General features: G+C 42.3%; 4 protein-coding genes and 1 pseudogene. 4 read left to right on the forward strand and 1 reads right to left on the reverse strand.

The features are described from left to right. Positions 1-103: 103 nt before the first annotated feature. Positions 104-1,828: pseudogene (locus DBK98_RS23545) on the reverse strand (IS1182 family transposase). Between the two features lie 722 nt (positions 1,829-2,550). Here DBK98_RS23545 and DBK98_RS03110 point away from each other — a divergent pair. The 4 genes from DBK98_RS03110 to DBK98_RS03125 all read left to right on the forward strand — a co-directional run bounded on the left by DBK98_RS03110 (position 2,551) and on the right by DBK98_RS03125 (position 13,938). Further along, complete coding sequence (locus DBK98_RS03110) at positions 2,551-5,829, forward strand: TonB-dependent receptor (RefSeq protein ID WP_032535419.1); 3,279 nt, start codon at positions 2,551-2,553, stop codon at positions 5,827-5,829. Between the two features lie 12 nt (positions 5,830-5,841). After that, entirely contained in the window at positions 5,842-7,842 is a 2,001-nt protein-coding gene (locus DBK98_RS03115) for a RagB/SusD family nutrient uptake outer membrane protein (RefSeq protein WP_005811739.1), read from the forward strand. Between the two features lie 1,058 nt (positions 7,843-8,900). Continuing rightward, positions 8,901-12,056, forward strand: coding sequence for a TonB-dependent receptor (locus DBK98_RS03120; RefSeq protein ID WP_005811741.1), 3,156 nt, complete (start codon positions 8,901-8,903; stop codon positions 12,054-12,056). Positions 12,057-12,084: 28 nt separating this feature from the next. Then, positions 12,085-13,938: a RagB/SusD family nutrient uptake outer membrane protein gene (locus tag DBK98_RS03125; RefSeq protein ID WP_032535418.1), complete on the forward strand. Its 1,854-nt coding sequence runs from the start codon at positions 12,085-12,087 to the stop codon at positions 13,936-13,938. Positions 13,939-13,966: the final 28 nt, after the last annotated feature.

The following is a 13,966-nucleotide window of genomic DNA, read 5'->3' on the forward strand; positions in this document are numbered from 1 at the left end:
TCCTTGCGGAGTCGCCTTTCTTTTTATCCTATACTACAAAACCCACCGATTAGCATCTTTTCTCAATTAACATTGTTAATACCGTTTTCATACTACTTTTTTCCTATATGCAAACAACAAGCCTTCTGCTTGTAAAAGACTTGTTATTTGTTAGCAGAAGAGGGTGTCCGAAAAGGGTACCCTCTAACTTTTTTCTTTTTTTGTGATTTATCCAACAACTTATAAAAATGCCCCTCATGAAACTCAATTTTCTCCCTTTATCAGTCTTATAATCCTTTCCATCCCTCCCTTTCTTAGCCTTTTTCTGCTTGCAGATCATTTTTCCGATGTTAAATGCAATAGCCAATATTCCAAAGTCCATGACAATCTTCTCCAAGCCTTTATGCCTGAACCTCTTGTACTCTTTATTCCATTTTATTTGCCCGAAGACCGCTTCCACCTCCACCGGTCTTTTGCTCCTATGTTCAAGCCCTTTTTGATGAAGTGAGTTTCTCACGTGCCAGTTGCTTGTACCGCCTTAATTTATGATTCACCTTGATCTCCCTGTTTCCTCTCCCTTTGTGACATTTATTTTGTAGGGGACATCCCTGACAGTTCTTAGCACGGTAAACACTTATTTCACTTTCATATCCATTATCATTGACAGCCTTTATCGTGTAGGCAAATTTCATATACTGTCCCATCGGACATACAAAGTAATCTTCCGGTTCGTTATAATACAAATTATCTTGTTTGGAGATGTCACATTTCCATTTTTTGTTTGTTCCATATGAAAATAATTATATTTCACATAAGCGCTTATACCGAAGCGTTCCATAAACTCATAATTTTCCTCACTTCCATATCCGGCATCCGCACAAACCTCTTTCATGAACCGGCAGTATCTCATCCGGCCATACAATAGAAATGAAATCAACGTCAACGTATCACCCGGATTGTGATAGAAAGCATAGTTTGTTATGAACTGGTTTTCCGTGGATATCTGTAGATTATATCCCGGTTTAAGCTGACCGTTCCTCATGTGGTCTTCTTTCATGCGCATAAAAGTCGCATCAGGATCTGTTTTGGAATAGCTGTTTCTTTCCCCATTATTTCCAAGTGTTTCTCATATTCCTGCAGCTTAGGTAAGTACTCCTCATTAAGCTTTTTAATCTGACGAAGTTCACGTTTATTGCGGTTCTCCAGATTAATGGCATCTATTTTTCTTTCAGAGCATGGCTGTCAATAGGAAGAGTTGATTCTCCAGGAGCGGTGTTGTCACCGAGAATACCCTCATCAATTTGAGAAAGTATACATTGAATCTTATTTTCCAGACGATCCTTATACTTTTCCACACTTTTTGCGCCAGACGAAAGTATAACGGTTGGCTGCCGACTCCATCTTGGTCCCGTCGATATATTGTTTTTCCAGGCTGATATATCCCAACTCAACAAGCATGAGCACAATCTGAGTGAACAAACTGTGGATACAACTCTTCAAACGCTTGCTGCGGAAATCATTGATGGTACGGAAGTCGGGGAGTGGACTTGCCCGAAAGCCACATGTAAAGGATGTTCTCCTGAAGTAGACGTGCTATCTTACGACAAGAGTACACATTGTTCAGGTAGGCGAAGAACAACACTTTCAAAAGCATGCGGGGATAATAAGCAGGACAACCACCACCCTTATAAGTAGATAACAACGGACTGATGTCAAGCTTATCAACAATCTGGTTGACAAGCCGGACCGGAGCATCCGAAGAAATATTTTCATCAAGACGGCAAGGAAATAAGGAATCCATACCTTGAGAATACTCCTTAAATTGTATATTTGCACTATCGATTAACATGCTCTAAGATAAACATTTTAGAGCAAATTAAAAAGTCCGAGCTTGGGAAAGTTCGGACTTTTACATAAAAAAAGAGGGTACCCTTTTCGGACACCCTCTTTGTCCTATATATTGTTAGTCCTAAATTCATTTTTTCAAAATCCCATCAACTGTCGATAGAATGCTACTATGCCTTTAAGCCCTTACTTTGGGCAAAAGTAAAACAAATATTAATAAGAAACAAGAGATATTAATAAAAGATTGAAAAATATAGGTCTGCATTTGCCATTTTATTTTTGATAGCTAAAGTAGCTTTTGTAAAAAATGAAAGAATAAATTTTTCCGGGTAGAAAATTTAAATTGATTCTTCGTTCATATTATTGTTTTTTTTGTGATATTTTTTTATCAAATTGGTCATTTGTCTATTATACATTTACATATATCTATCTTTTATATCACATTTTGTGTGATAATCAATCTTATATATTCTCTCCATCTAAGTTCAGTTAGAACTGAGATAGTGGTCATACTGATACTATAATAATATATATACACGACTATAAAACATGACAAGACAAGATAAGATAAATGCCCCTTTAAATAACTAAAATATAATTTTTAAGAAATACCTATGATAAAGTAAAGACACAAAAAACTAAATGATACAGAGGAATAAAGTTCCATCTGTATAATCAAACTTTAAAAGAATTAACAAATGAATGTTTAACCGAACAATTTAGTGTATGACAGAAAAAACTAACCTGTTTCCGAGCCTAATCCGGCTTCGAGAAACAAATCGCCTGAAAATGGCAATCGCTGCTTCTATCATGCTATGGTGTGCAACACCTCAGCAAGCGGCAGCCGATACTAACGAAAAGCACGAAATCACCACTGTACAGCAGCAGAAAGTGAAAACAACAGGTACGGTAGTGGACCAAGACGGAGAAGCCATGATTGGCGTATCCATCAAAGTAAAAGACAATGCTACCATGGGTGCCATCACTGACCTAAATGGAAGATTCTCTATCGATACCCCCAAAGGCGCTACACTTGAGATCTCCTACATTGGTTATAAAACAGTTACAGTTAAAGCAGAAGGTACAGCCCTCCAGATTACAATGAAAGAGGATACCGAGGTACTGGATGAGGTTGTTATCGTGGGCTATGGTTCACAGAAAAAAGTAAACGTAACCGGTGCCGTAAGCATGGTAGACGCTAAGGTGATCGAATCACGTCCGGTCTCTAACGTATCACAGGCTTTACAGGGAGTCGTTCCGGGCTTGAACTTAACAGTGCCTGCTGCGGGTGGCGCATTGGATGCAGGAATGAATATTAGTATTCGCGGTGCGGGTACGATTGGTGACGGATCTAATTCTTCTCCTTTAATCCTTATCGATGGTATGGAAGGAGATATGAACAGCATTAACCCTAATGATATAGAGACTATTTCTGTATTGAAAGATGCTGCCGCATCTTCTATCTATGGTTCACGTGCGCCGTTTGGTGTTATCCTGATCACTACCAAGAGTGGTAAAGCAGGTCGCACAAGTGTTAATTATAGCACTAATGTCCGTTTTAAATCTCCTATGTCAATGCCGGAGATGATGGATTCATGGAGTTTTGCCAATTATTGGAACGAGGCCGGTATTAATCAGAACGGTAATATTAAGTTCACTCAAGATGTGATGGATAAGATTCTGGCATTCCAACAGGGAACATTAACAGGGCCGGATGCATCCGGAATTTCCTGGGAAAACGGTCAGTGGAAGAAATATGCCGGTGCATGGGCCAATACTGACTGGTTTAAAGAGCAGTATCACAGTATCGTATCTAATGAGCATAATATATCAGTGAATGGAGGTACAGATAAAGTGACCTACATGGTTTCGGCCGGATACATGGGTGATAAGGGACTGACCCGCCATGGAGATGACCGTCTGACTCGTTATAACCTTTCGGGCAAAATTAACGCAACACTTTCTAAATATGTGAAGTTAATGTACAATACCAAGTTTATTCGTGAGGATTATGACCGCCCTTCTTATCTGACGGGTAATTTCTACCATAATATCGCTCGCCGCTGGCCGACCAATCCGGTAAAAGATGCCAATGGATATTACTTGGATCATAGTGAAATTATTCAGATGGAAGATGGTGGACGTGATGTGACTCAGAAAGATCAGTTCTACCAACAGCTTCAGTTGGTTATTGAACCTTTGAAGGACTGGTTGATCCATGCTGAAGGTAACATGAAGATTGTCAATAATCAAAATCAGTGGGAAATATTGCCTGTATATTATCATGATGACGAGGGGAGCCCTGTTGCCATGTCATGGTTTGACGGATATACTCCGGGGATGTCACGCGTCAGCCAGAGTTATTGGAAAGAAAACAATTATTCTCTCAACTTGTATACTGACTATTTCAAGCAGATTGGTGATCATTACTTCAAAGTGATGGGAGGTTTTAATGCCGAGTTGTATAAAAAGACAAACTTATCAGGACAGCGTGATGAGCTAATAACTCCGGATGTTCCGACATTGAATACTGCTACTACTGAACAAAAAGCGAATGGCGGTTATTCCCACTGGGCAAACGCCGGTTTCTTTGGTCGTATTAATTATAACTATAAAGAACGTTATTTGCTGGAAATCAATGGCCGCTATGACGGATCTTCTCGTTTCATCGGAGATAAACGTTGGGGCTTCTTCCCATCATTCTCTGCCGGTTGGAATGTTTCTCGCGAATCATTCTGGAGAGATCTGGAACACATTGTGAATAACTTCAAGATCAGAGGCTCATGGGGTGAATTGGGCAACTGTAACACGAAAGCCTTCTATCCTTTCTATCAGACGATGCCTACAGGTGTTGAAAACAGTGGTTGGCTGATTAATGGAAAGAAACCAAATACAGCTTCTGCACCGGGTATTGTGAGTGCTGAGATGACATGGGAAACCGTTCGTTCATGGAATATTGGTTTCGACTTCGGCTTACTCAACAATCGCTTGACGGGTTCATTTGATTATTTCGTTCGTAATACACTTGATATGATTGGTCCGGCTCCACAATTACCGGCAACATTGGGTGCTACGGTTCCTAAAATAAACAATGCGGATATGAAAGCATGGGGCTTTGAGGTGGAAGTTTCTTGGAGGGACCGCATTAAAGATTTTAATTACGGAGTGAAGTTTGTCCTTTCTGATGACCAGAGAAAGGTAACACGCTATCCGAACGAGGAACTGAATAGAAACCAGTGGTATGCAGGAAGAATGGATGGTCTGGTTTGGGGATATGAGACAGTAGGTATTGCCAAAACAGATGCGGAAATGGAAGCACATTTGGCTTCATTACCCAATGGAGGACAGAGCCAGTTAGGTAGTAAGTGGGCCGCCGGTGACATCATGTACAAAGACCTGAACGGAGATGGTAAAATTTCCTCAGGAGACGGTACTTTAAATGATCTCGGCGACTTGAAGGTGGTAGCCAATACTCAATTACGATTTAAGTATGGTTTGACAGTAGATGCATCATGGAAAGGTTTCGATTTCAGTGCTTTCTTCCAAGGAGTAGGCAAACGTGATGTTGTTGTCGGAGGACCATATTTCTGGGGAGCCAACGGACAGGGAATGTGGCAGGCTGCCGCTTTCAAAGATCACATAGATTATTTCCGTCCGGAAGATACAGAAAGTGTATTTGGACCGAATGTAAATGCCTACTATCCGAGAGTCATCTTTGGCGGTGGCAGCAGTGAAGGTGGAAAGAATACTCTGACACAGTCACGTTACGTACAAAACGGTGCTTATATTCGTTTGAAGAATTTGCAGCTTGGCTATACTTTACCGAGCATTATTACTAAGAAATTTGCTGTAAATTCACTTCGTGTATATGTCTCAGGAGATAATTTGTGGACAGGTACAAAGATGAGGGTATTCGATCCGGAAGTATTAGGTAGCACTAGTGATGCAGGAAAAGCATATCCTTTGGCAAGAGTGTGGTCTGTTGGTCTTAACGTAAACTTTTAATTGATACTTTTTATGAAAATAACATTCAAATATATAACTCTATCTCTGTTGGCCGGAGCGTCTTTATTGACCTCTTGCGAAGATTTTTTGGACAGAGAGCCGTTGGATTCAGTTACTCCGGATACATATCTTAAGAATGAAAGTCAATTGGCAGCTTATGCTATCAATGCATACAGTTTCAATGTTCATAGTGGATATAATGGGGGGCCGATCGTATCAGACAATGGCACTGATAATCAAGCTACTGCATCACCCAACACAACTTATTGGGAACCGGGACAGTGGCGTGTAGGTACTTATGACGCATGGGGATTCGGCACTATCCGTAACCTGAACTATTTCCTGGAAACGGTTATCCCGCGTTGGGAAGCAGGAGAAATCGAAGGTGTTGAAAAGAATATTAAACAATATATCGGCGAGATATATTTCCTCAGAGCATGGGAGTATTTCAGCAAGCTACAGAATCTTGGAGACTTCCCTATCCTCACTAAGGTATTATCTGATAAGAAAGAAGATCTTATCGAAGCAAGTAAGCGTCGTCCGCGTAACGAAGTGGCACGTTTCATCCTTAGCGACCTGGATAAGGCTGCCGAACTGATGACTAACAGCCCCGTAGGTGGAAAAAATCGTCTGACACGTAATGCGGCGTTACTGGTGAAGTCAAGAGTCGCTTTATCTGAAGCTACTTGGCTGAAATATCATAGAGGTACCGGACGCGTACCGGGTGACGATACGTGGCCGGGAAAACAAAAAGATTATTTGAAGGACTTTACCATTGACGTCAATCAGGAAATTAACTTCTTCTTAACAGAAGCTATGGCTGCTGCGAAAGAAGTAGGAGATCAGGTAACATTGACCGCGAATAGCAAAGAGGTGAATCCTACCGCTTCTGCTTCGGGATGGAATCCGTTCTTTGAAATGTATAATTCTAAAAACTTGGAAGATCTGTCAGAGGTTGTATTCTGGAAGGCTTATGATAAAGCACTCAGCGTAAATCACAATGCTACTTATTACACATCTCGTGGAGGTGGTAATTATGGTTTTACAAAAGGATACGTCAAGACATTCTTGATGGAGAACGGTTTACCATGGTATGCTTCGAACAGCCAATATCAAGGGGATGACCATATCTATAAAGAATTTCAGAACAGGGACTACCGTTTGAGACTGTTCTCGGCCTCAGAGCTGGATAGACTACAAATGAAACAAGAGCCGGTAGAGAGTGATCCGACGACATGGAATGTACCAAAGATCCTGGAGTTACCGGAAGGAAGAAACGTAACCGGTTATCATATACGTAAAGCCATGTCGTACGAAACAGCACAAGGAAGTGGTGGCGATACTCACTTCTTGTCTGATTACGGCTGTATTGTATTCCGTGGTGTAGAAGCTATGTTAAATTATATGGAGGCTTGTTACGAAAAGAACAGCAACTTAGATGCTACCGCAGAAAATTATTGGAAAGCAATTCGTACACGTGCAGGTGTAGATCCGGATTTCAACAAAACAATTGCTGCTACTGATTACTCTAAAGAAGATGACTGGGCAGTTTATTCAGCTGGTCAGCCGATAGATAAAACGCTGTATAATATCCGTCGTGAACGCAGATGTGAGTTCATTGCAGATGGCATGCGAATGTGGGATTTGAAACGTTGGCGTGCGCTCGACCAAGTGAAGAATTATGTTATCGAAGGATTTAACTTGTGGGGAGGCGGTGCTGCTGAACTTTATAAAGACGATAAAGGTGAAAGTCGGTTGATTACAACCGGTGATCAAGCAAATGTTTCAAATCAGACTGCAAGCGGCAATAACTTGTGTCCTTACAGAATGACAGAAAAAAACAATACGATGTATAATGGATATACATGGACACCGGCTTGTTACTTGTACCCAATCGTATTCAGCGATTTCATGCTTTCATCCCCTGATGGTGATGTGAAAAACTCACCTATTTATCAAAATCCGGGATGGCCTATTGAAGATGGCGCTTCAGCATTGGAATTACCGAATTAAAGATAAAGAAAGACCTGACATTTTTCAATAGGTTATTTTCAATAAGCAATTTATCGCTACTATGTGAGGGCTGTAAAAGGAAATCGAATCCTAAGGCCTCACTAACCTAAAAAATCTTACCCAAGTTTACGCAGTTCAGCGTATTCTTGGGTAAGTTGTTTTTAAATGGTATTAAGTGCCATTTTTGTTATTCCTTATTATAGCTTTTATCAGAGACAAGAGTGAGATGGTAAAATATGGTGCACCGGAAACACTATAAAGTCACACCGTTCATCTCCACTTTCAGTTACATTCAAGTGCATGACCGATGACTCCATCAATCTAATATTTCTATTTTATATTTCTTCCTTGCAGAGGGTATGGGGGAATCCGATTGTTTTTCCGTGCCTTTTCAAATTATTATCAAAATAGCTTGTGATTTTTTCCCAAGTTCTTTCAGTACTTAGGAATTATACGAAAAGACAACAGATAGCTCTTAGAACCAGTTAACCATTGCATTTGCAATTATTAGCATTTATTATGGGGCCAAAGATAACAATAAGTTAATACCCCTGCAACTTTTTACTATATTTTTTTATGCCAACATAATTTATATAATAAGGATTTAATATCATTAAGATTTTCATTCATTCGGTTAGCACTGAAATGGCAGAAGAAACATGCGGATAGCGTTCACAACTCTTCCCATAAACGATAATCAACTATATTCCAGATACATATATAAGTAAAAGGTAGAAAATAGGTATTATACCTCCCACTCAAAAGCATTAAAATATTCGGCCAAGCATCTTCACCGTTTTACACTCCACTTAGTACACCATTAATAATCAATCTAATACAGATGGTAAAAGTACTGAAAGAACCTATCTCATTTAGCTCTATTTTTTCCAGATAACAATCAGCATAGTTCAGCAAGGTTATTGAACAGACTTAATATTATAAACCAAAAGCTAATGCCTATGAGAACCTGAAAGAATCCTCCCAAATCGATGTAGATTAGACAGTCTGATCTATATCCTCCAAATCACATTTTTATGTTTAACCGAATAATTTAATGTATGACAAAAAGAACTAACCTGTTTCCGAAGCTCACATGCCCTCGAGAAATGCACTTTTTGAAAATAGCAGGCATCAGTCTCCTGTTATTCTGCACGACATCACAAGTTGCCGTAGCAGACACTTATGAAACATATGCTGTCACAGCCACACAGCAGAGTAAAACGGAGAAACTCACAGGTAAAATAGTCGATGAAAACGGAGAAGCCATTATCGGTGCCTCTGTAAAAGTACAAGGAAGCACTATCGGCACCATTACCAACCTGGAAGGAGAATTCACTCTGTCCAATGCCCCTCGCAAGGCCGTACTTGAAATCAGCTACATCGGATACAAACCGTTGGAAATCGCTATTGGAAAGTCCAGAGATTTGCGTATCACCATGGAAGAAGACACCAAGACATTAGATGAAGTCATCGTGGTAGGTTATGGCACGACTTCCAAACGTAAAACCACTGCTGCCATTGCCAGTGTCAACACCGAAGACATCATCAAAGCACCAACGGCAAACATCACCCAAAGCCTGGCGGGACGTGCGCCGGGTCTATTGGTTACAACCAGCGGTGGAGGTCTGAACAATTTCTCCAGTATTTCTATCCGCGGTGGCGGTACTCCTCTATATGTAATCGACGATGTTATCTCGGAAGAACGCGATTTCCGCAACCTGAATGCTGAGGATATCGAACAGATCACGATTTTGAAAGACGCCGCTTCTACTGCCGTTTACGGAGCACGTGCCGCCAATGGTATTGTAATGATAGTCACCAAGCAAGGTAAAGCAGGAAAAATGAGCGTCAACTATAACTTTAACTATAACTGGAGCCAGCCTGCCAATATGCCCAATAAACTGGATGCTCACGATGCAGCCTTCTACAAGAACATGAGTATGACCAATGACGGATTGGCACCGGCTTATACGGATGCCGAGCTGGAATTGTTCCGTAACGGGTCAGATCCACGTAAGTACCCCAATACAGACTGGCAAAAACTCTGTTTGAAGAACTTCGCACCGGAAATGCAGCATACCCTGACCGTTACCGGTGGTAGTGAAAAGATAAAAGCATACACTTCACTGGGATTCTACGATCAGAAGTCACTCTATAAGTTCGACGTAAACAGCTTCAAACGCTATAACTTCCGTACAAACATTGTAGCGGACTTCAAAGAAATAGGCTTGAAAGTTACTTCCAGCATCGAAGCTTATAAGACGGACTTAAGATCGCCCAATGCCAAATCAGGAGACAGCTATTATCACACCTGGGGACATATCCAGAATAAAGCTCCCTGGGAAATAGCTTATAATCCGAACGGACAGATATTCAACACGCCGGACAACCCATTGCTGGAAATCTCCCCCGAAGCCGGATACACTAAGAACGAAAACCTCAGTGCCATAGCCAACCTCGCACTGGAATGGAGTGTACCTTATGTACCGGGCCTGCGATTAAAAGCACTGGGTAACTACCGCATCAACAACGACAAGTCAAAGAGCTGGAAAAAATCACCTTTAGCATATGACTGGGACGGCAATCCCAACGATCCGGGCAAACCTTCACTGAGTAAGTCTTACTCAAACTGGTCATCGTACACCGTGCAAGGTTTTGCCAATTACGACCGCACTTTCAATCAGGTACACACGATCAGCGCCACAGCCGGTATCGAAGCTTACAAGCTCTTCACTGACGACTCATCATTATCCCGCGAAGAGTATTTGCTGGATGTAGACCAAATCGGTGCAGGTCCTGTATCTACAGCCAAAAACAGTTCTTCGGAAGGGGAACAAGCACGTGCCGGTGTAGTAGCCCGACTGAAATACGACTATGCCAGCAAATATGTGGCCGAAGTTAGTCTCCGTTACGACGGTAGCGACAACTTCCCCCGAGGCAAACGCTGGGGAACATTCTATGCCGGATCTCTTGCATGGGTCATCTCGGAAGAAAGTTTCTGGAAGACATTAAAGGACCGTCATATTTTCGATCAGTTCAAAGTGAGAGCTTCTTATGGAGAGATCGGTTCAGATGCCATCGGACGCTATGCCTACCTCCAATCATACGGACTAAATGATCGTGGTTACCTGCTGAACGGAAGCTGGTATCCGGGATTTTCCGAAGGCGCTCTGGTAAGCAAAGATATTACGTGGTACACCACCCGTGACTTCAATATCGGCTTCGACTTCGGATCACTCAACAATCGTCTTTCTGGTTCTGTAGACTATTTCCGCAAAAGTACCAAAGGTTATCTGACCTCTCCGTCAGCAGTAGCTTATACTGACCCGTTGGGTATCGCATTACCCAAAGTAAAGTCAAACGGTGAATTCATCCGCCAAGGTGCTGAGTTTATTCTGCAATGGAAAGAGAAGAGAGGTGATTTCGAATATACACTTTCGGGCAATTTTACTTACTTTGACCAATACTGGAATATCAACCCGAATGAAGCGGAGACAGATACCAAGAACCCATACAAACGCACGACTCAAGCCAAAGGATATTGGGGTATCGGATACGACTGTCTGGGCTATTACCAGAATCAGGAAGATATAATGAACTCACCTAAAAGGCAGAGTTCCACCAACCTGGGTGCAGGAGACCTGAAATACAATGACTTCAACGGTGACGGTATCATTGATGGTTCCGACCAACACCGTATCGGTAAAAATAGTATGCCTCGCGGTCAATATGGTTTCAGTGCCGACTTGAACTATAAGGGTTGGTTCATGAACATGCTGTGGCAGGGAGCCACTCCCGCCGATCTCTACATGGGTGGTATGATTCAGGGAAGTCAAAGCGGCAGCGGCTATCCCCCTGTTATCTATGACTTCCAGACCGATGTATGGACTCCGAATAATACGGGAGCCCGCTATCCACGTTTGAGAAGTACGGCAAGCTACAATGGCAGTAACAACTACGGCAGTTCGGACTTCTGGCTGATCAACACAGGTTATCTTCGTCTGAAGACACTATCCATCGGTTACGATTTCAAACATAAATTACTGAAAAGAGTAGCATGGATGAATAAATGCAACGTTTCTCTGAATGGTTATAACTTATTGACTTTCAGTAAAGCGAATAAGTTCGATATCGACCCGGAAATCGGTGACGGAAACCTTTATACCTATCCGGTTTCAAGAGTATACTCCATCAGTGTCAATGTAGGATTCTAATAATATGAACTTAAAAAGAAGACAATATATGAAATTCATAAAATATATCACTCCCGCGCTCTTTTGCGCAGCACTGACACTCCAGAGCTGTGAACACTTCCTGGATACGAAGCCCATGGAATCTTATTCGGAAGACCTTGTCTGGAGTCTGAAATCAACAGCGGACGCCTTTGTATTGCAAACTTACAACAACGTCCTGCCATTCTACCACGATATCCGTACCGAAGAGCAATGGACTCTAAACTCGGTCATGCGGCAAAATTGCCCGAATGAAGCCAGAGACCTTATGAACCGCGACTGGGGATGGGGATTCAACCAGTTCGGTACCATCCGCCGATGCAATCTGATCATCGAAAAATCGCAAGCGTCTACAGGCCTGTCCGATGCTGATAAAAAAGCACTGGTAGCCGAAGGAAAAATGCTGCGTGCCATGACCTATTATTACATTGCCAAACATTGCGGACGCGTAATCTGGGTTGACCATGTACTGGCAGAAACCGATGAATTCAATCTGCCTCTTACAGAATCTATCGACAAAACATACGATTTGATTCTGAAAGATATAGACGATGCCATCGCAGGATTGCCCGAATCATCCTTGCAGGGACGTATCAATGCCAATGCCGCGCGTGCGTTGAAATCAGAAGTCTGTTTAACGGCAGCTGCCTACAGCACAGACGACACACGTAAAAAGTCACTCTTTGAGCAAACTGTAGCTGCTGTAGACGGTATACAAGGATACACACTGGACAGCAATTATGGCAGCATGTTCAATCAGGATGGCGCCAAAACTTCTCCCGAAATCATCCTGGCACGATATTATAGCAAAGATAACACAAATGGTGCAGGAACACTTATGCAGGAGATGCTGCCTAACCAAAGCAACAAGCGCTTGGAGGACTACGGAGGACGTCCGTTCTTTAATCAGGATCTGGTGTTTGAATGCTGGCTGGAACACTCGCCTTCTCAAAACCTGGTAGACGATTATTTAGTAATTGACCAGACCACCAACCAAGGTGTGAAATGGAACAAGTCGACACAGTTTCTGAACAATACAACCGCGTTATCCAATGCCGATGTAGCCGACATGGCCGTAGATGCCAAAGAACTGGACGCCAGCAGTCTGGCATACAGGACAAACAGCAGTGATCCCAATGTACAGATCAACGATTTTATCTACAAAAACCGCGACCAGCGCTTCTACCACTCCATCCAGTATGATTCATGTATGTTCTACAATGAACTGATTACCCTCCACAAGGGAGGAAACCTACACAGAACAGCTGTAGACGGTAAAACACCGGGCAACGGATATATCCCTATAACAAACTACATCTGGCGCAAATATATCTATATCAATGCCGAGCGTATTGTTTGGAACAATCCAACGGATTACCATTATGTCATCTTCCGCTATGGCCGCGCGTTGCTGAATAAAGCCGAAGCGTTGCTCGGACTGGCCAAATACGATGCATCGAAAGTGAGCAGTGCGGTAGCTACATTCAACCAGACGCGTACCACTCATGGCAATCTTCCTCCTTCTATTGCCACTTCACTGGCTGACGCATGGAACGATTACAAGATTGAACGTCATGTAGACTTAGCTTTGGAGGGTGATTATTACTGGAGCTTGTTGCGTTGGGGCATGTACGGAGGAGAAGCCAACCACGGAAAGCCTGCGGGAGACATTATTCCTGAACTGAGTTCACCGGCAACGTTTATTGAAATCAGCCAGGACAGACACCGCATGTTTGTAGGTACCGTAGGTTACACCAACGCCGACCGTACATTCTCTAAGAAACGTTACCTGTTCCCGATTACACAAAGCATTATCAATGCCAACTCTGCCATCAATGACAGTGACCAGAACCCGGGATGGTAAACGTAGTATTTCATTAATAAACTAAAGA

It is taken from the genome of Bacteroides sp. PHL 2737 (assembly GCF_004115325.2).
GTDB classification, from domain to species: domain Bacteria; phylum Bacteroidota; class Bacteroidia; order Bacteroidales; family Bacteroidaceae; genus Bacteroides; species Bacteroides hominis.